Source organism: Mycobacterium sp. 29Ha, from assembly GCF_032883055.1.
Taxonomy (GTDB): domain Bacteria; phylum Actinomycetota; class Actinomycetes; order Mycobacteriales; family Mycobacteriaceae; genus Mycobacterium; species Mycobacterium gallinarum.
In genome coordinates, this window is sequence record NZ_JAMQTI010000013.1 from 128,420 (window position 1) to 149,436 (window position 21,017).

26 protein-coding genes are annotated in these 21,017 nt (G+C 66.1%); 21 read left to right on the forward strand and 5 right to left on the reverse strand.

Annotated elements, in window-relative coordinates; translation table 11 throughout:
* A complete protein-coding gene (gene regX / locus M1248_RS18305; RefSeq protein ID WP_163734506.1) occupies positions 1-687 on the forward strand; it encodes a two-component sensory transduction protein RegX in 687 nt (228 codons plus the stop codon).
* Here regX and M1248_RS18310 read toward each other — a convergent pair.
* On the reverse strand, positions 684-968 hold the full coding sequence (locus tag M1248_RS18310; RefSeq protein WP_163734508.1) for a YciI family protein: 285 nt from the start codon (positions 966-968) through the stop codon (positions 684-686). The genes regX and M1248_RS18310 overlap by 4 nt on opposite strands.
* The gene (locus M1248_RS18315; RefSeq protein ID WP_163738212.1) at positions 965-1,759 is read right to left on the reverse strand and encodes a hypothetical protein; all 795 of its coding nucleotides are present in this window, start codon (positions 1,757-1,759) and stop codon (positions 965-967) included. Before M1248_RS18315 ends, M1248_RS18310 begins: the two co-directional genes overlap by 4 nt.
* Positions 1,760-1,807: 48 nt before the next feature.
* On the opposite strand from M1248_RS18315, the gene M1248_RS18320 reads away from it, so the two are divergent.
* The 9 genes from M1248_RS18320 to M1248_RS18360 all read left to right on the forward strand — a co-directional run bounded on the left by M1248_RS18320 (position 1,808) and on the right by M1248_RS18360 (position 9,433).
* Complete coding sequence (locus M1248_RS18320; protein ID WP_163734511.1) at positions 1,808-2,773, forward strand: Ppx/GppA phosphatase family protein; 966 nt, start codon at positions 1,808-1,810, stop codon at positions 2,771-2,773.
* Between the two features lie 57 nt (positions 2,774-2,830).
* Positions 2,831-3,949: a hypothetical protein gene (locus tag M1248_RS18325; protein ID WP_317149287.1), complete on the forward strand. Its 1,119-nt coding sequence runs from the start codon at positions 2,831-2,833 to the stop codon at positions 3,947-3,949.
* Positions 3,950-3,977: 28 nt separating this feature from the next.
* The gene (locus tag M1248_RS18330; RefSeq protein ID WP_317149288.1) at positions 3,978-4,823 is read left to right on the forward strand and encodes a sugar phosphate isomerase/epimerase; all 846 of its coding nucleotides are present in this window, start codon (positions 3,978-3,980) and stop codon (positions 4,821-4,823) included.
* Between the two features lie 17 nt (positions 4,824-4,840).
* Positions 4,841-5,653 (forward strand): thioesterase family protein, encoded by an 813-nt coding sequence (locus M1248_RS18335; protein ID WP_317149289.1) that lies wholly within the window; start codon positions 4,841-4,843, stop codon positions 5,651-5,653.
* A gap of 30 nt (positions 5,654-5,683) precedes the next feature.
* Positions 5,684-6,556 carry a pyrroline-5-carboxylate reductase gene (gene proC, locus M1248_RS18340; protein ID WP_174262162.1) on the forward strand — a complete coding sequence of 291 codons (873 nt, stop codon included), beginning with the start codon at positions 5,684-5,686 and terminating at the stop codon, positions 6,554-6,556.
* 139 nt (positions 6,557-6,695) lie between these two features.
* On the forward strand, positions 6,696-6,953 hold the full coding sequence (locus tag M1248_RS18345) for a helix-turn-helix domain-containing protein (protein ID WP_083124197.1): 258 nt from the start codon (positions 6,696-6,698) through the stop codon (positions 6,951-6,953).
* Positions 6,954-7,115: 162 nt separating this feature from the next.
* The gene (locus M1248_RS18350) at positions 7,116-7,217 is read left to right on the forward strand and encodes a 30S ribosomal protein bS22 (protein WP_003402602.1); all 102 of its coding nucleotides are present in this window, start codon (positions 7,116-7,118) and stop codon (positions 7,215-7,217) included.
* A gap of 29 nt (positions 7,218-7,246) precedes the next feature.
* Positions 7,247-8,323, forward strand: coding sequence for an SDR family oxidoreductase (locus M1248_RS18355; protein WP_317149290.1), 1,077 nt, complete (start codon positions 7,247-7,249; stop codon positions 8,321-8,323).
* 39 nt (positions 8,324-8,362) lie between these two features.
* Positions 8,363-9,433: a lysophospholipid acyltransferase family protein gene (locus tag M1248_RS18360; protein WP_163734530.1), complete on the forward strand. Its 1,071-nt coding sequence runs from the start codon at positions 8,363-8,365 to the stop codon at positions 9,431-9,433.
* A 16-nt stretch (positions 9,434-9,449) separates the two neighbouring features.
* Here the strand turns inward: M1248_RS18360 and M1248_RS18365 are convergent, their stop codons facing one another.
* Both M1248_RS18365 and M1248_RS18370 read right to left on the reverse strand, forming a co-directional pair.
* Positions 9,450-9,989, reverse strand: coding sequence for a MaoC family dehydratase N-terminal domain-containing protein (locus M1248_RS18365; RefSeq protein WP_163734535.1), 540 nt, complete (start codon positions 9,987-9,989; stop codon positions 9,450-9,452).
* Between the two features lie 51 nt (positions 9,990-10,040).
* Positions 10,041-10,925 carry an HAD family hydrolase gene (locus tag M1248_RS18370; protein ID WP_410506690.1) on the reverse strand — a complete coding sequence of 295 codons (885 nt, stop codon included), beginning with the start codon at positions 10,923-10,925 and terminating at the stop codon, positions 10,041-10,043.
* A gap of 56 nt (positions 10,926-10,981) precedes the next feature.
* On the opposite strand from M1248_RS18370, the gene M1248_RS18375 reads away from it, so the two are divergent.
* From M1248_RS18375 to M1248_RS18415, 9 genes are all read left to right on the forward strand, one after another.
* The gene (locus tag M1248_RS18375; RefSeq protein WP_163734541.1) at positions 10,982-11,248 is read left to right on the forward strand and encodes a glutaredoxin family protein; all 267 of its coding nucleotides are present in this window, start codon (positions 10,982-10,984) and stop codon (positions 11,246-11,248) included.
* A gap of 114 nt (positions 11,249-11,362) precedes the next feature.
* The gene (locus M1248_RS18380) at positions 11,363-12,706 is read left to right on the forward strand and encodes a glutamyl-tRNA reductase (protein ID WP_163734544.1); all 1,344 of its coding nucleotides are present in this window, start codon (positions 11,363-11,365) and stop codon (positions 12,704-12,706) included.
* 51 nt (positions 12,707-12,757) lie between these two features.
* Positions 12,758-13,690 (forward strand): hydroxymethylbilane synthase, encoded by a 933-nt coding sequence (gene hemC / locus M1248_RS18385; RefSeq protein WP_317149325.1) that lies wholly within the window; start codon positions 12,758-12,760, stop codon positions 13,688-13,690.
* 30 nt (positions 13,691-13,720) lie between these two features.
* Positions 13,721-15,382 (forward strand): bifunctional uroporphyrinogen-III C-methyltransferase/uroporphyrinogen-III synthase, encoded by a 1,662-nt coding sequence (locus tag M1248_RS18390; protein WP_317149291.1) that lies wholly within the window; start codon positions 13,721-13,723, stop codon positions 15,380-15,382.
* Positions 15,383-15,411: 29 nt separating this feature from the next.
* A complete protein-coding gene (hemB, locus tag M1248_RS18395; protein WP_317149292.1) occupies positions 15,412-16,392 on the forward strand; it encodes a porphobilinogen synthase in 981 nt (326 codons plus the stop codon).
* Positions 16,389-16,805, forward strand: a complete 417-nt coding sequence (locus M1248_RS18400) for a hypothetical protein (RefSeq protein ID WP_317149293.1) — start codon at positions 16,389-16,391, stop codon at positions 16,803-16,805. Before hemB ends, M1248_RS18400 begins: the two co-directional genes overlap by 4 nt.
* A 20-nt stretch (positions 16,806-16,825) precedes the next feature.
* Positions 16,826-17,218: a hypothetical protein gene (locus M1248_RS18405; protein ID WP_083124310.1), complete on the forward strand. Its 393-nt coding sequence runs from the start codon at positions 16,826-16,828 to the stop codon at positions 17,216-17,218.
* On the forward strand, positions 17,215-17,706 hold the full coding sequence (locus M1248_RS18410) for a DUF3093 family protein (protein ID WP_163734555.1): 492 nt from the start codon (positions 17,215-17,217) through the stop codon (positions 17,704-17,706). Before M1248_RS18405 ends, M1248_RS18410 begins: the two co-directional genes overlap by 4 nt.
* Entirely contained in the window at positions 17,703-17,972 is a 270-nt protein-coding gene (locus M1248_RS18415) for a hypothetical protein (RefSeq protein WP_317149294.1), read from the forward strand. The genes M1248_RS18410 and M1248_RS18415 overlap by 4 nt, the downstream gene beginning before the upstream one ends.
* Positions 17,973-17,988: 16 nt before the next feature.
* On the opposite strand, the gene M1248_RS18420 is transcribed toward M1248_RS18415, so the two are convergent.
* Positions 17,989-19,362, reverse strand: coding sequence for a WS/DGAT/MGAT family O-acyltransferase (locus tag M1248_RS18420; protein WP_163738221.1), 1,374 nt, complete (start codon positions 19,360-19,362; stop codon positions 17,989-17,991).
* A gap of 151 nt (positions 19,363-19,513) precedes the next feature.
* Between M1248_RS18420 and M1248_RS18425 the strand changes: the two genes are divergently transcribed.
* Positions 19,514-20,371, forward strand: a complete 858-nt coding sequence (locus M1248_RS18425; protein ID WP_317149295.1) for an oxygenase MpaB family protein — start codon at positions 19,514-19,516, stop codon at positions 20,369-20,371.
* Positions 20,358-20,981, forward strand: coding sequence for a helix-turn-helix domain-containing protein (locus M1248_RS18430; RefSeq protein ID WP_317149296.1), 624 nt, complete (start codon positions 20,358-20,360; stop codon positions 20,979-20,981). The genes M1248_RS18425 and M1248_RS18430 overlap by 14 nt, the downstream gene beginning before the upstream one ends.
* The last annotated feature ends 36 nt before the right edge of the window (positions 20,982-21,017 follow it).

Here is a 21,017-nt window from a genome sequence, read left to right on the forward strand (position 1 = left end):
ATGACCAGCGTGTTGATCGTGGAGGACGAGGAGTCCTTGGCCGATCCCCTGGCCTTTCTCCTGCGCAAGGAGGGCTTCGAGGCCACGGTGGTGGCCGACGGGCCGTCGGCCCTGGCCGAGTTCGAGCGGGCCGGTGCCGACATCGTCCTGTTGGACCTGATGCTCCCGGGGATGAGCGGTACCGACGTTTGCAAGCAATTGCGTTCGCGCTCAAGTGTTCCCGTAATCATGGTGACTGCTCGCGATAGTGAAATCGACAAGGTGGTCGGACTCGAACTCGGAGCCGACGACTACGTGACGAAGCCGTACTCCGCGCGGGAACTGATTGCGCGTATTCGCGCCGTGCTGCGTCGCGGCAGCGACAACGACGACGCAGCGATCGGCGACGGCGTTTTGGAAGCCGGGCCGGTGCGGATGGACGTCGAACGGCACGTTGTTTCGGTCAACGGCGATATGATCACGTTGCCGCTCAAAGAGTTCGACCTGCTCGAGTACTTGATGCGCAACAGTGGCCGGGTGCTCACCCGCGGTCAGCTGATCGACCGGGTGTGGGGTGCCGACTACGTCGGCGACACGAAAACCCTTGACGTGCACGTGAAACGGCTGCGGTCGAAGATCGAGTCCGACCCCGCGAATCCCGTTCATCTGGTCACGGTCCGCGGCCTGGGCTACAAATTGGAGGGCTAGGAACCCAGGATCTCAAAAACCTCAAAGGTGTTGACCCCCGCGGTGACTGACGGATCGCGCTCCGCGATGGCCAGCACCTCGGCGCGGTCGGCCGCGCGCAGGACGCCAAGGCCCCACACGCCCTCGGGGTCGGCGACCGGACCGTAGACCACGACCCTGCCGTCGGCCTCCAGCTGCTGCCAGTAGTCTTGATGAGCTGCCATGGCCTGCTGTTCGGCCGGTGTCATCGTCTGCGCGAAATCCGCACGGGGCGGAGTGAGGCGAAAGAAGAAGAGGCTCATTCGGCCGCGCGGGTCGCGGGGTGCACGGCGATCAGCCCTAAAGCGCTGCGCCGCTTACACATCGCGGCCAGCTCTGCGTAAGCCTTCTCGCCGAGCAGTTCGGTGAGTTCTGCGGCGTAGGACTCCCAGACCTGTTTCTTCCCGACGTGCGCGTTCGGATCGCCGGTGCAGTACCAATGCAAGTCGGCGCCGCCCTCGCCCCAGCCGCGCCGGTCGTACTCGGTGATCCACGTCTTGAGTATCTCGGTCCCGTCGGGTCGTTCCACCCATTCCTGGGTGCGGCGGATCGGCAGCTGCCAGCAGACCTCGGGTTTGAGGGTCAGCGGTTCGACGCCGATCTTGAGCGCTTTCGAATGCAGCGCGCATCCGATGCCACCGGGGAAGCCGGGACGGTTCAGAAAGATGCAGGCGCCCTTGTACTTCCGGGTGCGCAGATTGGGTTTGTCGTCGTACTCGTCCATTTCGAGGTAGCCCTTTTTACCGAGACCCTTGTCCCGGAATTGCCAGTCCTCGTCGGTCAGGAGTTTGACCGCCTCTTCGAGTTCGGCGATGTCGTTCTTGTCCGACATGAAGGCCCCGTGGCTGCAGCATCCGTCGTCGGGTCTGCCCTCCACGGTGCCCTGACAGGCGGGCGTGCCGAACACGCACGTCCACCGCGACAGCAGCCACGTCATGTCGGCCGCGATCAGATGCTCGGGGTTGTCGGGATCGAAAAACTCCACCCACTCACGGGCAAAGTCGAGTTCAACCTCGCCGGGCCCGAGTGATTTGCTCTTCGCCCGAGGGCTCATCGCTGATGCGCTCACAGTATTCAACGGTAAACCCACTACCGTGTAGAGGTGCGATTAGGCGTGCTGGATGTCGGCAGCAATACCGTCCACCTCTTGGTGGTGGACGCGCGTCGGGGCGGCCACCCGACGCCCATGAGTTCGACAAAGGCGTCGCTGCGCCTGGCAGAGTCAATCGACAACAACGGCAAGCTCACTCGCAAGGGCGCCGACAAGTTGATCGGCACGCTCGACGAGTTCTCCAAGATCGCGGCGAGTTCGGGTTGCGCCGAGTTGATGGCGTTCGCGACTTCCGCGGTCCGCGATGCGAAGAACTCCGAAGAACTACTCGCCAGGGTGCACGCCGAGACCGGCGTGGCGCTGCAGGTGCTCAGCGGGGTCGACGAATCCCGGCTGACGTTCCTCGCAGTGCGTCGCTGGTACGGCTGGAGCGCGGGCCGCATCATCAACATCGACATCGGGGGCGGTTCGCTTGAACTGTCGAACGGCGTCGACGAGGAGCCTGAGGTTGCGCTGTCGCTGCCGTTCGGTGCGGGCAGGCTGACGCGGGAATGGCTGCCCGACGATCCCCCGGGCCGCCGCCGCGTGAACATGCTGCGCGACTGGCTGGCCACCGAGCTGGCCGACGCGGGCGCCGAGATGCTCAAGGCGGGCACTCCAGACCTGGCCGTCGCGACCTCGAAGACGTTCCGCTCGCTGGCCCGCCTCACCGGCGCGGCCCCGTCCGGGGCAGGTCCGAGGGTGAAGCGGACGTTGACGGCCACCGGCCTGCGGCAGCTCATAGCCTTCATCTCTAGGATGACCGCGGCTGACCGTGCAGAGTTGGAAGGGGTGAGCGCCGAACGGGCGCCGCAGATCGTGGCCGGAGCCTTGGTAGCTGAGGCGAGCATGAAGGCTCTGGATGTCGAAAGCGTGGATATCTGTCCATGGGCATTGCGAGAAGGGCTGATTCTGCGGAAACTCGACAGCGAGGCTGATGGAACTGCCTTGGTGGAGACATCTGTCCAGCGACGCTGACCAGCAGACTGGAGGCTTACACGGCGCCGAATCCAGGGGCCCAGAGGCGAGAGACGAATGACAGGACCAGAAGACAGCCAGAGCACGCGACCGATCTCGGTCGCGGAGTTGCTGGCCCGTAACGGCACAATCGGTGCCCCGCCGGTCGGGGGCCGCCGCAGGCGCCGTCGCGGCGACACCGACTCGATCTCCGTCGCGGAGCTGACCGGTGAGATTCCGATCGTCACCGATCGCGACATCGTCGAACAGCCCGTCGCCGAAGAACCGTCGGCCCAGCCGGATGTCGCCGAGCCCGTCGAGGTCCCTGTCGAACAGGGCGAATCTGTCGAGCCGCCGGAGCTGACCGGCCCCGCTGTGAGTAACGGCGCCGTCGACCATCAGGACACCGACGTGGTCGAAGCGGTCGAGGCCGATGAGGCCGATGAGGCCGTCGAACAGGACGCGGCCGATGAGGCCGTCGAACAGGACGCGGCCGACGAGACCGACGATGACTATGCCGACGCGGTCACCGACTACGCCGCGCACATCCAGCAGCGGGACACCGACGCCGACGTCGACTTCTTCGCGCCACCGCGGCGCTCGAATTACGCGCCGCGCCGGTTCGGCGCGCTGGTCGACGCCGAGGAGATGAGCCCCGATCCGGACCCGGTCGACGACGACACCGCCCTGGACTGGTCGGCGCCCGAGATCGAGTCCGAGGACGACATCGACGCCCTCGATACGGTCGGCGACCTCGAGGACGACGCCAAGGATTCCGACCGCTCGCCTTCCTATCCGCGCCCCGTCGAGGGTGCGTTGTTCGGCGGCCAGACCGTCGCCGACGACATCGCGCGCAGGGGCGCAGCGCCAACGCCCGAAGACATCGAACTCGACGACCCGGATCACGAGATCGAAGCGGCCGAGCCGACGACCATGTCGTCGTTCATGCACGGTGTGTGGATCGTGGGGCAGTGCGTCCTGGCGGTCGCGTTCGGCGCCGGCCTGTTCGTCGCTTTCGACCAGCTGTGGAAGTGGAACAACATCGTCGCGCTGGTGCTGTCGGTCCTGGTGATTCTCGGCCTCGTCGTCGGGGTGCGGGTGGTGCGCAAGACCGAGGACATCGGCAGCACGCTGATCGCAGTGGCTGTAGGGGCTCTCGTCACGTTGGGTCCCTTGGCGCTGCTGCAGTCGGGTTGACGGCGACCACCGCCGCCGAACAGCCAACGTGCGCCCCGCAATCAAGGTCGGTCTGTCGACGGCCTCGGTCTATCCGCTGAGGACCGAGGCTGCTTTCGAGTACGCCGCAACCCTGGGCTACGACGGTGTCGAGCTGATGGTGTGGGCCGAAACCGTTTCTCAGGACATCGATGCCATCGCCGAGCTGTCCGAGCGCTACGAGATGCCGGTGCTGTCGGTCCACGCACCCTGTCTTCTGATCTCGCAGCGCGTGTGGGGCGCCAATCCGATCCCGAAACTGGAGCGCAGCGTGCGGGCCGCCAAACAGCTCGGCGCCCAGACCGTCGTCGTCCATCCGCCGTTCCGGTGGCAGCGCCGGTACGCCGAGGGGTTCAGCACGCAGGTCGCCGAATTGGAGGCGTCCAGCGAGGTGATGGTGGCGGTGGAGAACATGTTCCCGTTCCGTGCCGACCGGTTTTTCGGTGCGGGCCAGACGTCGATCGAGCGGATGCGCAAACGCGGGGGTAAGCCAGGACCGGGCATCTCGGCGTTCGCGCCGTCCTACGACCCGCTGGACGGCAACCACGCGCACTACACGCTCGACCTGTCACATACCGCGACCGCGGGCACCGACGCCCTCGAGATGGCCCACCGGATGGGTGAGGGCCTGGTGCACCTGCATCTGTGCGACGGCAGCGGCGCGTCGACCGACGAACACCTGGTCCCCGGCCGCGGCACCCAGCCGACCGTCGAGGTGTGCGAGATGCTGGCGGCAAGCGACTTCTCCGGGCATGTGATCCTTGAGGTGACGACGTCGGGGGCGCGGTCGGCGAGTGAGCGCGAGGCGCTGCTGGCCGAGTCCCTGCAGTTCGCTCGCGCCAATCTGCTGCGCTGACCGAGGTGAGGATCCCCATGCCGAGCTCGACCCTGTTCACCGATGCCATGGCGCTGACGAGCCCCGGCGACGGCGTGTACGACGGTGAGCTGAACGAACATTGGACGATCGGCGAAAAGGTGCACGGCGGGGCGATGCTGGCGCTGTGCGCCAACGCTGCGCGCACCGAGCATGGGGGAGATGTTCAGCCGATTGCGATCTCGGGCAACTTCCTGTGGGCACCCGATCCCGGCCCGATGCGTCTGACGACGACCGTGCGCAAGCGGGGCCGTCGCGTCAGCCTCATCGACGTCGAACTCCATCAAGGTGACAGGACAGCGGTGCGGGCGTCGGTGACGCTGGGGGAGCCAGAGCATCACGTGCCTCCGCTGCTTTCGGTGAATCCCGTCATCCCGCTGATGCAGCCGGAACCGCCGCCTGGGCTGGACCCGATCGGCCCCGGCCACCGGATGGCCGACATCGTCCATCTGGCGCACGGGTGCGATATCCGTCCGTCGCTGACGACGATGGAGCCGCGCGCCGACGGAGGGCCGCCGGTGATCGAGTACTGGGTTCGCCCCAAGGGGGTGGCACCCGACGTGCTGTTCGCACTGCTGTGCGGCGATGTGTCGGCTCCGGTGACGTTTGGGGTCAACAGGTTCGGTTGGGCGCCTACCGTGCAACTGACCGCCTATCTGCGGGCATTGCCTGCCGACGGCTGGCTGCGGGTGCTGTGTACGACGGTGCAGATCGGCCAGGACTGGTTCGACGAGGACCACATCGTCGTCGACTGTGCGGGGCACATCGTCGTGCAAAGCCGCCAGCTGGCGTTGGTGCCGCCCCCGCAGTAACCGCGCGCTGCGTCTGCAATGCTTGCCCGCATGGCCAGAATCGCGATCATCGGTGGCGGGAGTATGGGCGAGGCGCTGCTGTCGGGCATGCTGCGCGCCGGTCGGCAGGTCAAGGACCTGGTGGTTGCCGAGAAGGATCCCGACCGCGCCAAGTTCCTGTCGGAGACGTACTCGGTGCTGGTCACGACGGTGGGTGACGCGGTCGACACCGCGACGTACGTCATCGTGGCGGTGAAGCCGTTCGACGTCGAGGGGCTGGTCGCCGAGATCGCCGATGCCGCGGCCAGGGCCGAAACCGATACTGCCGAAAAGGTTTTCGTGACTGTCGCGGCCGGCGTCACGGCGGCGTTCTATGAGAACAAGCTGCCTGCGGGGTCGCCTGTCATCCGGGTGATGCCCAACGCCCCGGTCGTCGTCGGGGGCGGGGTGAGCGCCTTGGCGCCGGGCCGCTTCGCTACTGCAGACCACCTCAAAGGGGTGTCGTCGATCTTCGACGCGGTAGGCGGTGTGCTCACCGTGCCGGAGTCACAGCTCGACGCCGTCACCGCCGTGTCCGGATCGGGTCCGGCCTACTTCTTCCTGATGGTCGAGGCCTTGGTGGACGCGGGCGTGGCCGCGGGTCTGTCGCGGTCGGTGGCGACCGATCTGGTCGTGCAAACGATGGCGGGTTCGGCCGCTATGTTGCTGGAGCGGCTCGATGAGGCGCAGCCGTCGGGGGAAGTCGCGCTGGGGACGGCGATCGACACCACGGCGGCTCAGCTACGCGCGACAGTTACCTCGCCCGGGGGTACCACCGCAGCTGGTCTGCGAGAACTCGAACGAGGCGGTTTGCGGGCCGCCGTAGCTTCCGCGGTCGAAGCCGCAAAAACCCGGTCTGAGCAGCTGGGAATTACATCCCAGTAATTCAATCAATTCAAATTGATTAGCCCACACCCGTCGCAGTAACCCCATACGCCACGCTATTCTCCTCGTGTAAGCACGGGTTGGTGCCAGCGGTGGGGAAGCTGCTGGGACTGCTCGTGCCTGAACTGAATGGGTTGCGATGACGTCTATGAACGGGCCATCGGGTCGTGATTCGGCGAGCGGCAAGCGGGACAGCAGCGCTTCCGACGGCCAGCCGCCTCGTGCTCAATTTCTCACCGTCGCGGAAGTGGCCAGCCTGATGCGGGTCAGCAAGATGACGGTATATCGCTTGGTGCACAACGGAGAGTTGCCCGCAGTGCGTGTCGGCCGCTCTTTCCGCGTGCACGCCAAGGCAGTGCACGACATGCTCGAAAGCTCGTACTTCGACGCGGGCTGATTGTTTGGTTGTCCTCGCCCCGCACCGCTGACCACCGAGCCCGATATCACCGAGCCTTCCGGCTCCGTCACGCGCTTTTCGTTTAGCCTGACCGCCCAGGTAAGGTAGCGGGTCGAGTCACGTGCGCGGAAGTGCACAAACATCATCTAGATTGCGGAGTTCATGGGTTCAGTCATCAAGAAGCGGCGCAAGCGTATGTCGAAGAAGAAGCACCGCAAGCTGCTTCGTCGCACCAGGGTCCAGCGCAGAAAACTCGGCAAGTAGTTCTCGCGCTCGGTCGCTAGGCTGACCGGATGGATTCTGAGGGTCGTTCTCCAGACGACACCGTCCACTACCCGAAGGTCGTGCTTGTCACAGGCGCATGCCGATTTCTCGGCGGGTATCTGACGGCACGGTTGGCCCAGAACCCGCTGATCAATCACGTCATCGCCGTCGACGCCATCGCCCCGAGCAAGGATCTGCTGCGCAGAATGGGTCGCGCCGAGTTCGTGCGTGCCGACATCCGTAACCCGTTCATTGCGAAGGTCATCCGCAACGGTGAGGTCGACACCGTTGTGCACGCCGCCGCGGCCTCCTACGCGCCGCGAGCCGGGGGGCGGGCCGTGCTCAAAGAGCTCAACGTGATGGGCGCGATCCAGCTGTTCGCCGCCTGCCAGAAGGCACCGACGGTGCGCAGGGTGATCGTGAAGTCGACGTCGGAGGTCTACGGCTCACACCCGCACGATCCCGTCCTGTTCACCGAGGCCAGCGGTGCGAGGCGGCCACCGGGCGAGGGCTTCGCCCGCGACAGCATCGACATCGAGGGCTACGCCCGCGGTCTCGGTCGGCGAAGGCCCGACATCACGGTCACGATCCTGCGGCTGGCCAACATGATCGGTCCCGCGATGGACACCGCGTTGTCGCGGTATCTCGCAGGTCCGGTGGTGCCGACGGTCATCGGCCACGACGCGCGACTGCAGCTGCTGCACGAACAGGACGCGCTCGGCGCTTTGGAGCGCGCGACGATGGCGGGCAAGTCGGGCACCTTCAACATCGGTGCCACCGGGATCATGATGATGAGCCAGGCCATCCGGCGCGCCGGGCGCATCGCCCTGCCGGTACCTCGGTCCGCGCTCTCCGCTGTGGATTCGCTGTCGCGCGCAACTCGCTACACTGAGGTCGATCGAGAGCAGCTTGACTACTTGAGCTACGGCCGCGTCATGGATACGACACGTATGCGTAACGAGCTTGGCTACAGCCCGAAGTGGACAACCTTGGAAGCGTTTGACGATTACGTGAGAGGTCGCGGGTTGACTCCGATCATCGACCCGAAATGGGTACGCTCAATGGAGAGTCGCGCCGTGTCCATGGCGCAGCGGTGGGGAAGATAACAGCAACGATTCGAATCGGGTCGGGGAGAAGGTACGAAGGTGGCGGGCGAGTCGAAGGCCAAAGTCATTCCGCTGCATTCCAATTCGGGTCGATCGACGGCCCAGCGGCGGGCTGCGGCAGCGCGCGCGGAGAGTTCCCGTCGACATCCGTCCGTGTTCTCCGACAGCGGTGCGCACGCCTCCGCTGAGCAGATCGCCGCGGTCGTTCGCGAAATCGATCAGGCCCGTGGCGGCGCCGCGGGTGCCGGCGCCACCGACGCGACTCCCTCCGAACTCGCCAAACGAATAGGTGCGGGAGCTGAATTCATCCGCCAGCGGATGATGGGCGACTACACCGTCGACGAGTTCGGCTTCGATCCCCACCTCAATAACGCAATCTTCTTGCCTTTGCTGCGAGGGCTTTTCAAGTCGTGGTTCCGGGTCGAGGTCAGCGGTATCGAGAACCTCCCGGAAACCGGTGCCGCGTTGGTCGTCGCCAACCATGCCGGGGTGTTGCCCTTCGACGGGCTGATGACCTCAGTGGCGGTACACGACAACCATCCAACCAATCGCGATCTGCGCCTGCTGGCCGCCGACATGGTATTCGACATGCCCTTTCTCGGGCAGGCTGCGCGCAAGGCCGGGCACACCATGGCCTGCACGTCCGATGCGCACAGGCTATTGGCAGCCGGGGAACTCACCGCGGTCTTCCCCGAGGGCTATAAGGGTTTGGGCAAGCACTTCAAGGACCGCTACAAGCTGCAGCGGTTCGGCCGCGGCGGGTTCGTTGCCGCGGCCCTGCGGACCAAGGCGCCGATCGTGCCGTGCTCGATCGTCGGATCCGAAGAGATCTATCCGATGATCGCCGACGTCAAGCTGTTGGCCCGCCTGCTCGGCCTGCCGTACTTCCCCGTCACACCGCTGTTCCCGCTGGCCGGGCCCGTCGGCCTGGTGCCGCTTCCGTCGAAGTGGCACATCCAGTTCGGCGAGCCGATCTACACGTCGGATTACGACGAAGCGTCCGCCGATGATCCGATGGTGACCTTTGAGCTGACCGACCACGTCCGCGAGACCATCCAGCAGACGCTCTACCAGCTGTTGGCCAACCGGCGGAACGCCTTCTTCGGGTAGCGGCGCGTAACGGAAGCTAGCTCTGCTTAGAGCTTTGCTTGGCAATCATTTTCGCGATGGCGTCGTCGCGCGCCGCGGCGATCCGTGCGCTCACCTCGTCGGCCTCGGTGTCGGATTCGGCTTCGCCCATCACCGTGACGATGCTGGTGATCACCGGCTTGCCCTCGGCGTCGGTCACCTCACCGCGGATCTCGGTGAGAATCGCGCCGTGCGACTCCATGACCGAGTCCAGATAGGAATCGAAATACAGCTTGTCGCCCGCCAGGATGGGCCGGTGGAAGACCAACTTCTGATCGCGGTGCAGTACCCGCTCCATGTTGATCGGCACATCGAACTGGTTGAAGAGCTCCATCTGTACCCGACGGCCCGCCACCGCCAGGAACGTCAGTGACGCGACGAGGGCGTCGTGGCCGTACTCCTTGGCGGCTTCCTCGGAGTAGTGCGCCGGGTGCTCGTCTTTGACCGCACGCGCGAACTCACGGATCTTCTCCCGGTTGACCTCGAAATAGTCGGGGTAGCGGTAGTGGGTCCCGATGATGTCTTCAGCGATAGCCATGGCGTTCTCTTCGTCTCGTGATGTGCGGGCGCGAGCCTATCAGCGCTGGTCTCAGCGGCCGTCCTGGCGCCGCGACACTACCGCCGCCAATGCGCCGCCTGCGGCGCCCAGCGCCAGCGCCGACGGCACCCCGATGCGCGCGGCCTTACGCGCGGTGCGGAAGTCGCGGATCTCCCATCCGCGCTCCCTTGCGAGATCACGCAAGGCGGCGTCCGGATTGATCGCCACCGCGGTGCCGACCAGCGACAGCATCGGGACGTCGTTGAAGCTGTCCGAATACGCGGTGCAGCGCCGTAGGTTCAGGCCCTCCCGGATGGCCAGCGCCCGTACCGCATGCGCTTTACCTGCACCGTGCAGAATGTCGCCGACGAGCCGGCCGGTGAACACACCGTCGATCGATTCGGCGACGGTGCCCAGCGCACCGGTCAGCCCGAGCCGCTTGGCGATGGTGGCCGCCAGCTCGTAGGGCGTCGCGGTGACCAACCACACTTGTTGGCCGGCGTCGAGGTGCATCTGTGTCAGGGCGCGAGTGCCCGGCCAGATCTTGTCGGCGATGATCTGGTCGTAGATGTCCTCGCCGAGGGCCATCAGTTCCTCGGTCGACCGGCCCTCGATGAACGCGAGCGCCTTTCGCTTACCGGCGGCGACGTCGTCGCTGTTCTCCCGGCCGAGAAGTTGAAACTTGGCTTGCGCGTAAGCGAATCGGCCAAGATCGCCGTAGGTGAAGTACTTGCGGGCGGCCAGCCCACGCGCGAAATGCACCAGCGACGACCCGTGTACGAGCGTGTTGTCGACGTCGAAGAACGCCGCTGCGGTCAAGTCGGGCGGCGGGGCGCCTGCTGCGCTGGGCTCATCCAGGTCGAAGACCGCCGCACCCGCACTGGCCTCGCCTGCGAGCTTTTGATCATCGGCGTCTGTCCCCCCGGAGGGCTCGATGACGTCGGAGTCGGACACGAATTCAGCCTAGGTCACCGTGCGGAGATACTTGCGCCATGGGAAGACGGGTGGAACTGCTCACGCGTGCCGGCTGCACAATCTGCACCGGCGCCGCGGCGCGGCTCGCGGAGCTGGCCGACGAGCTGGGCTTCACGTTGACGATCACCGACGTCGACACCGCTGCGGCCGATGGGGACCCGGCGCTGCGGGCCGAGTTCGGCGATCGGCTGCCGGTGGTGCTGCTCGACGGCGCCGAACACAGCTACTGGGAAGTCGACGAGCCTCGGTTGCGGGCGGATCTCCGGAAACTGCCGCCGAAATAGGGTTCCGGTACGGATTCTGGCCGTCAGACGTGTCGAATGTCCCATCTCGGCAACGTCGATAATTTGGTGAGCTCGCTGGTCAACGATTACCTTGGATGACGTGGTGGACAAGCCGTGAGCGTGCTGCTTTTCGGGGTTTCGCACCGCAGCGCGCCGGTGTCTGTTCTCGAGCAGTTGAGCACCGATGAGGCCGAACAGGCCAAAATCATCGAGAAGGTCCTGCAGTCGTCGCTGGTGACTGAGGCCATGGTGCTGTCGACCTGCAACCGGGTCGAGGTCTACGCCGTCGTCGAGGCCTTCCACGGCGGACTGTCGGTGATCGGGCAGGTGCTTTCGGAGCACTCCGGTATGGGCCTCAACGACCTTACGAAATACGCCTACGTGCGCTATGCCGAGGCGGCCGTCGAGCACCTGTTCGCGGTGGCCAGCGGCCTGGATTCCGCGGTGATCGGCGAGCAGCAGGTGCTCGGGCAGGTGCGCCGAGCGTACGCCACCGCGGAGTCGAACCACACCGTGGGCCGCACGCTGCACGAACTGTCCCAGCGCGCCCTTTCCGTCGGCAAGCGGGTGCACGCCGAAACCGGTATCGACGCCGCCGGCGCGTCCGTGGTGTCGGTGGCGCTCGATATGGCCGACGCCAAGCTCGGTTCGCTGGCGGGCCGCAGCGCCGTTGTCATCGGCGCGGGCTCGATGGGTTCGCTGTCGGCGAAGTACCTGGTGAAGGCGGGTGTCGAGCGTATTCACGTGGTGAACCGCACGCTGCCGCGCGCGAAGCGGCTGGCCGAGAAGATCCGTGAGCTCGGTGTCACGGCCGACGCGTTCCCGTTCGACCACCTCACGCCGACGCTGACCGACGCCGACGTCGTCGTGAGCTGCACGGGCGCTGTCCGACCGGTGGTGTCGCTTGCCGATGTCCACCGCGGTCTCGCGCACGGTCAGACGCCCAAACAGCTGGTGATCTGCGACCTTGGCATGCCCCGCAACGTCGACCCGGCCGTCGCCGGTCTTCCCGACGTCTACGTCGTCGATATGGACAGGATCCAGCGCGAGCCGTCGGCGCGCGCCGCGGCGTCGGACACCGAGGCGGCCCGGACCATTGTCGCCGCCGAGGTGGCCAATTACCTTTCCGGCCAGCGGATGGCCGAGGTCACGCCCACCGTCACCGCGCTGCGCCAGCGCGCCGCCGACGTGGTCGAGGCCGAGCTGTTGCGGCTGGACAACCGGCTGCCGGGGCTTGAAGCGGCCCACCGCGACGAGGTCGCCAAGACGGTGCGACGGGTCGTCGACAAGCTCCTGCACGCTCCGACAGTCCGGGTCAAGCAGCTGGCCAGCGCCCCGGGCGGCGACAGCTACGCCGAGGCGTTGCGGGAGCTCTTCGAGCTCGACCAGCAGGCCGTCGACGCTGTCGCTGCGGGCGAATTGCCTTTGATGGCAACCGATCTCGACAAGACCGAGTAGAGCTTGACTGTATCTTCCCCCGGGTCACTACGTTCCTACCCCCAGGGACCCATCCGGATAGGCACCCGGGGCAGCCTGTTGGCGACAACCCAGGCCGGTCTCATCAAAGACGCGCTCGAGGGCAGGGGCCACGCCGCCGAGTTGGTCATCGTGTCCACCGAGGGCGATCGATCCGACGCGCCAGTGGCCGAGATCGGTATCGGCGTGTTCACCGCGGCGCTGCGGGAGGCGATTCACGACGGCCGTGTGGACATGGCGGTGCACTCCTACAAGGATTTGCCGACCGCGCCCGACGATCGATTCAAGATCGCTGCGATACCCCCGCGAGAGGACGCTCGCGACGCCCTGGTGGCCCGCGACGGCCTGGTCCTGGGAGAGTTGCCTGCCGGGTCGGTCATCGGCACATCGAGCCCGCGACGGGCCGCGCAGCTTAGAGCATTGGGTCTCGGTTTGGAAATCCGCCCCCTAAGAGGCAACCTTGACACCAGGTTGAACAGGGTAAGCAATGGTGACCTCGACGGCATCGTCGTCGCCCGGGCGGGTCTGGCCCGCATCGGACGATTAGCCGATGTCACCGAGACTCTGGAACCGGTGCAGATGTTGCCAGCGCCGGCTCAGGGTGCCCTCGCGGTCGAGTGCCGCGCAGGCGACACCGAGCTCGCCGCGCTGCTGTCGGAGTTGGACGACGCCGACACCCGCGCAGCGGTCACGGCGGAGCGGGCCCTGCTCGCCGCACTGGAGGCGGGTTGTTCCGCGCCGGTGGGTGCGATCGCCGAGGTGGTCGAGTCCATCGACGAGGACGGCCGGGTCTTCGAAGAGGTGTCGTTGCGCGGTTGCGTGGCGACGCTGGACGGATCCGACGTGATCCGCGCGTCCGCGGTAGGGACTACCGATCGGGCACGGGAGCTGGGGCTCTCGGTGGCCGAGGAGTTGTTCGAGCTGGGGGCGCGCGAGCTCATGGCGGAACGCGACGGCAGTAGCTAGAGCTGCGACAAGCATCGAGGTGAGTGATAGATGACAGGCCAAGGGAGCGGGCGAGGGCGTAAGCCGAAGCCGGGCCGCATCACGTTCGTCGGTTCGGGCCCGGGTGATCCGGGTCTGCTGACGACGCGGGCCCGCACGGTGTTGGCCAACGCCGCCCTGGTGTTCACAGACCCCGACGTGCCGGAAGCGGTGCTCGCCCTCGCGGGTTCTGAGCTGCCGCCGCCGTCGGGCCCCGAACCCGCCGATCCGCCGGCACCCGTCGACGGCGACGCAGCCGAGAATCCGGCACCCACGATTTCAGGCGGTCCCGACATCCGGCCCGCGCTGGGCGATCCGGCCGAGGTCGCCAAGACACTGGCGGCCGAATCGCGCACCGGTGCCGACGTCGTGCGTCTGGTGGCGGGTGATCCACTTTCGGTGGACGCGGTGATCACCGAGGTGACGGCGCTGGCGAAGACCCATCTGGATTTCGAGATCGTGCCGGGACTGCCCGACACCACCGCGGTGCCCACATATGCGGGTCTGCCGCTGGGGTCGGCGCACACCGTCGCGGACGTCCGCGGCGACGTGGACTGGGAGTCGCTGGCCGCCGCGCCGGGCCCACTGATCCTGCACGCCACCGCATCTCACCTTCCCGACGCGGCGCGCACGCTGATCGAGTACGGCATTGCCGAGAACACCCAAACCGTGGTGACCGCGAACGGCACGACGTGCCAACAGCGTTCGGTCGAGACGACGCTGGCCGGGCTGCTGGACAAGGCGACGCTGATCGGCGCCGAACCGGCGGGACCATTGGCCGGACCGCTGGTGGTCACGATCGGCAAGACCGTCGCCAACCGCGCCAAGCTGAACTGGTGGGAGAGTCGCGCACTGTACGGCTGGACCGTATTGGTGCCGCGCACCAAGGACCAGGCCGGCGAGATGAGCGAAAAGCTGGTGTCCCACGGCGCATTGCCGATCGAGGTACCCACCATCGCCGTCGAGCCGCCGCGCAGCCCCGCGCAGATGGAGCGTGCGGTCAAGGGTCTCGTCGACGGCCGGTTCCAGTGGGTGGTGTTCACCTCCACCAACGCGGTGCGTGCGGTGTGGGAGAAGTTCAACGAGTTCGGCCTCGATGCCCGCGCATTCTCGGGAGTGAAGATCGCGTGCGTCGGTCAGGCGACCGCCGATCGGGTGCGCGCTTTCGGTATCAACCCCGAGCTGGTACCTGTCGGTGAACAGTCATCGATCGGCTTGCTCGACGAGTTCCCGCCCTACGATGACGTTTTCGATCCGGTGAACCGAGTGCTGCTGCCGCGCGCCGACATCGCCACCGAGACGCTGGCCGAAGGTCTGCGTGAACGCGGTTGGGAGATCGAGGATGTCACCGCGTACCGCACGGTGCGTGCGGCGCCGCCGCCTGCGCACACACGCGAGATGATCAAGACCGGTGGCTTCGACGCAGTGTGCTTCACCTCGAGCTCGACGGTGCGCAACCTCGTCGGCATCGCCGGCAAGCCGCACGCACGCACGATCGTGGCGTGCATCGGGCCCAAGACCGCTGAAACCGCTGCGGAATTCGGCCTACGCGTGGACGTGCAGCCCGAGGTCGCCGCGGTCGGTCCGCTGGTTGAGGCGCTCGCCGAGCATGCGGCCAGACTGCGTGCCGAGGGTGCGCTGCCCCCGCCGCGTAAGAAGAGCCGTCGCCGCTAGCCGCAACCATCTCGTAGGAATGGCATTACATGTCCTATCCGAGTCACCGACCCCGTCGACTTCGATCGACACCCGCGTTGCGTCGGTTGGTGGCGCAAACCTCGCTGGAGCCAAGGCATTTGGTGTTGCCGATGTTCGTCGCCGACGGGATTTCGGAATCGCGGCCCATCGCTTCCATGCCCGGCGTCGTACAGCACACTCGTGACTCGTTGCGCCGCGCCGCCGCTGACGCGGTCGCCGCGGGCGTGGGCGGCCTGATGCTGTTCGGTGTGCCGCGCGACCAGGACAAGGATGCCGGGGGGTCGGTCGGGGTTTCTCAGGACGGCATCCTCAACGTCGCGCTGCGGGATCTGGCGAAGGATCTCGGCGAGGACACGGTGCTGATGGCCGACACCTGCCTCGACGAGTTCACCGACCACGGTCACTGTGGTGTCCTCGACGCGACCGGCAGGGTCGACAACGACGCGACCAACGAACGTTACGTCGAACTTGCTGTGGCACAGGCTGATTCAGGTGCTCACGTCGTCAGCCCCAGTGGCATGATGGATGGCCAGGTCGCGGCCATCCGCGCCGGTCTGGATGCGGCCGGCCACATCGACACCGTGATCCTGGCTTACGCGGCCAAATTCGCTTCGGGCTTTTACGGCCCGTTCCGTGAGGCGGTGTCGTCGAGCCTGCGGGGCGACAGGCGCACCTATCAGCAGGAGCCGGGCAACGCTCGCGAAGCGCTGCACGAGGTGGAACTCGACATCGACGAGGGAGCCGACATCGTGATGGTCAAGCCCGCGATGGCCTACCTCGACGTGGTTCGTGCGGCCGCCGACATCTCTCCGGTGCCCGTGGCCGCCTACCAGGTCTCAGGCGAATACGCGATGATCTGCGCCGCCGCCGAGAAGGGCTGGATCGACCCGCAGACCGTCGCGCTGGAGACGTTGACCGGCATCCGCAGGGCGGGTGCGGACATCGTGTTGACGTACTGGGCGGCCGACGTCGCCGCTTGGCTGGCGTGACACCGCCGGTCGAGCCCTCCGGCCGGCCGGTGGATGTCGACACCGGATTCTGGCTGTGGGTGGCGTCCCTACCGCTGCTGTTGGCCGGCCACATCATCGACATGGTCGCCGCTCCGAATGATCGGTTGCCCACTGCGGTTCTGGCGCTGTCGATACTTTTCGTCGTCGTGCTGGCGGCCGTCGTGCTGACCTTCCAGATCCTGATGCGCCACGGCTACCGATGGGCTCGCACGGTGCTGACCGGCGGTGGGGTCGCGACGGTCGTGTACGTCGCGACGAACCTCTTCACGGTCACCCGGCCCACCGTCGCGGCGATGGTCTACGCGGTCTGCGGCATCCTGGGATCGGTCCTGATCGCGGGCGGGGTGTTCCTGTTGCACCGCAAGGACGCCCAGGCGTTCTTCACGCGGTGAAGCGTTACGCTGGCCCGATCATGACAGCTCAACAGTTGCGACCCCGCGTCGTGTCCGCCGGGTTCTGGTGCTGGGCGGCCGGCGCGGTGCTGCTGGTGGCATTCGGGCTACTGCTCGCATTCTCGCCGGACGCCCTCCCCTCGCTGTTCCGCGGTATGGGGGCGCTGTTGGCCGCATCGGGTCTCGGCCTGGGATTTCTGGCCGGCCGGGCCCGCCTGGGCGACGAGCGGTTCCGGCGCGCGGCCATCGCGCTGTCGCTGGCGGTCGTGGTGGTTCTCGCGCTCTTTGCGCTGTACAGCCGCGGGCCGATCTGGCTGCTCATCATGATCCTGACCATGGTCGGCGCCGTCCTGATGATGCGGCCACCGGCGCTGGAGTGGTTCGCACGAGATCAGAAAGACGAGCCCACGTGACCGACACGAGTTCGCCGCCCCAGATCCTGTTCTACGAGCCAGGTGCCACGTGGTGGTGGATCCTGGCCGGCCCCGTCGCGGGCATCTCCATGGCGCTGATCCAGCTCTCGGCCGGGTTGGGCATCCAATGGGTGGTGCCGGGCATCTTCTTCGTCCTCGTGACGGGGTTTCTGTGGATCCAGATCAAGGCGGCCCGGATCCACACCTCGGTGGAACTGACGCCGGATCATCTGCGCCAGGGCGAAGAACGCATCAGCATCGACGACATCGTGCGGATCTATCCCGAGGCCACCGGTGCTGAAACGCCGAAATGGCAGTCATCGCGTGCACTCGGTGAGCTCACCGGAGTGCCGCGTGGACGTAAGGGCATCGGCCTCAAGCTGACCAACGACCGCAGCGCCCAGGCATGGGCACGCAAGCATCAGCGGTTGCGGACCGAACTGACCCGGCTGGTCGAGGAACGCATCCCGCCGGAGCCGGCTTCGTGAAGGCCCGCGCCATCGTCCAACTGGTGCTGGCGGCGGCCGCGGCCGTCGGCTGTGTGCTGAGCTGGCTGGCCGCGATCACGACGGTCGAAGTGCCCCCGATCATCGAGGGTGAGCCGATGACCACGTCGTCGGTTTACAGTGCGCCCCTGCTGAGTTTGGCTCTGCTGCTGGCGACCGTCGCGGGCGTGCTTGCCGTGCTGGGGATCGCGCGGTGGCGACGCGTCAATCGCGGTCGAGTCGATGGTACGGCTCCAGTGTCCGCGTGAACGAGCGGCGTTCGGCTCAGGCCAGCTTGTCCAATTCGTCGAGCGCGTCACCGGTGTACACCGCCAGGCGCTGCAGGTGTGGCAGGGCGTCCCGGCATCCGATGAATCCGAAGTTCAGGGTGTCGGCGTAGCTCTCCAGTGTGATGTTGAGTGCCATCCCGTGCATCGGAATCGAAACCGGATAGGTGGCTTCCAGACGACTTCCATTGAGATACAGGGTTTCTCGCGGCCCAGGAACGTTGCTGACGCACAGGTTGAACGTGAATGGCAACGGTCCCCTGACGCCGGTCATGGCGCTGGCGAGCTGAAATGCCGTCGGCGCCATCAAGCCTGCGGTGTAGGCCAGCACCTCGGTCTGTGACATGTTCTGCAGCTGACCTTTCGCCGCCCGCGTCGACGCGGTGATCGCGTGCAGCCGTTCGACCGGGTCTTCGATGTCGGTGCCCATCGTGGTCAAAATCGTCCCCACCGCGTTGCCACCGCCGACGTCGTCCTTCGGTCGGATGTTGACCGGCAGAAATGCGACCAGGGGTTTGCCGGGCAATTCCCCGAGTTGATCGAGAAACGCGCGCAGACCCCCGCCGATGATCGTGAGCGCGACGTCGTTGACTGTGGCGTCGTGCTTGCTGCCGATGCTCTTGAGGCGCTCGAACGGGTAAACCTGCGTAGCGAACCGGCGATTGCGACTGATGTGCTTGTTCAGGATCGAATGCGGGGCCTGGAAGGAGTTGGTTATCTGTCCGTATTCGTCATCGCTGCGGATTTGAGTGTTGTACAACGCCTTTCCGACGTTGACCACCGACTGTGCTCCGCCTACGGCGCCGCCGAGCAAGCCGCCGACCAGACTCACGATGGGATTGCGGGGCGGCGCTGGTGTCTTCGAGCGTTTTCTCGACGGCGGGCCGACGTTGAAGAACAGGGGCTGATCCCGCAGCGTCGGGTCGGTCGACATGCTTCGCTCGAGAATCTTGTTCCCGGTGTAACCGTCCACCAGCGAGTGGTGGATCTTCATGTAGATCGCGAACCGCCCGCCCTCGAGCCCTTCGATGAAGTGAAGTTCCCACGGCGGCCGGGTGAAGTCGATGTTCTGGCTGTGCAGCCGGGAGACCAGGATGCCCAGTTCGCGCTCGTCGCCGGGACTCGCGAGCGCCGACCGGCGGACGTGGTAGTCGATGTCGAACTTCTCGTCTTTGACCCACGACTGGTCCGGGCGAAACAACATGCGGGGATGGGACAGCTTGAGATTCCAGGGCTCGACGACTTCGAGGTGTCGGGTTTCCTCGAACATCTGGCGCAGATAGTTGGCCGGTGCGTCGTCCGGCGGGGTGAATGGCATCAGCGCGGCGACGTGCATCATCGAACTGGGAGTCTCGCCGTAGAGGAAGAGCATGTCCTGCGGAGTCAGACGCTTCGCCACCGGGCGCTCCTTGATTGTTGGAAGCAGTGGCTTCGACGATATGCCTGCGGACGCATTCAAGTGCGACAGGAGTCACACCCCGTTGTGGTTGGTACAAAGTTCGAAATTTGTAACACTGTTCCACATGACTCTCCAGGCCGAGAATGCCGAACAGACGCTCGACGCCCTGCCACTGGGCCCGGACTCGCTGGTCTGGAGGTATTTCGGTGACAACCGGATGTACCTGATCGGGCCGCGGCCCGCCGTCCTGCAGAACATGCTCGCCGAACTCGGCCAGGGCGTGCTGGACCACTCGGTGTTCTTCGCCGACACCGCCGCGCGGGTCAAGCGGTCGCTGCCACCGATCTTCATGACGGTCTACGGCGCCGACGACGACAACGAGGGGACCCGGGTCCGCGACTTCCACACCAACATCAAGGGCGAGATGCCCGACGGTTCTCGCTACCACGCCCTGGATCCGGACACGTTCTTCTGGGCGCACGCCACATTCGTCGAGCAGGTGCTCTACTTCGCCGACACATTCGTCAAGCGTTTGACGCGCGCGGAGAAGGAGCAGATCTACCTGGAGTCCAAGACGTGGTATCGCCGCTACGGCGTGAGCGAGCGGCCGATGCCCGCCGACTACGACGAGTTCGAGCGGTACTGGAACCGGATGATCGACGAGATCGTCGTCGCGCATCCCACCGCCAAGTACGGCGTCGGCTATGTCACCAAGGGCTTCCCGCGCCCCAAAGGGGTTTCGCCCGTGCTGTGGCGGCTGATCGCGCCGGTCTTCAACCCCGTGGCAGCGTTCCTCACCACCGGCGGCATGCCGCCGCGGACCAGGGACCTGCTCGGACTGCCGTGGAGTGAGCGCCAAGAACGCCGATACCAGCGCTTCGCCGCGCTGTGGCGCACCCGGCCGGTGAACTGGCTGTGGGATCATCTGCCAATGCGGTTGCGCTACAACACGTTCGCCCAGACCGGCTATGCCAGGGGCTGACTCCACGACGGTGCCTGATTCGTCGTCCACGACGGAAGCCATCCTCGACGCCGCCGTCGTCGAGTTCGAACAACACGGATTCCGCCGGGTGGCGCTCGACGATGTCGCGCGGCGCGCCAAGGTCAGCCGCACGACCATCTACCGGCGGTTCCGCAACAAGGACGAGCTGGTCGCGGCCGTCATCGAACGCGAGAACGTAACGCTGTTCGCCGACATCGCCAACGAACTGAAACAGGCGGGCCCGCAGGCGAACTACTACGTCGAGGCCTTCACCCTGGCGATCCTGAAGTTCCGCAGGCACCGCGTTCTCGACCGGATGATCAGGGACGAGCCGGCGCTGGTCCTCGAACTGGCGGCTCAGCACCACGGTGCCGCGATCGTCCGAATGGCCGAGGCGCTGCGGGTCATTTTCCCGACCGGCTTCGCCGAGCGGATCGGTGAGCAGGCCGTCAACGAATTCGCCGACACGATTCTGCGCTATGCGGCGATGGCGCTGCTCCTGCCCAGCGCTCAACCGCTGGACAGCGCTGACGACATCCGGGCCTTCGCCACGCAGCACTTCCTCCCCAGCTTGCCTGCCGCGCTGCGTGCCGCTCTAGCTGCTGATTAGCGCACCTCTGTTTGGTGGGTCACACCACGGGGCAAA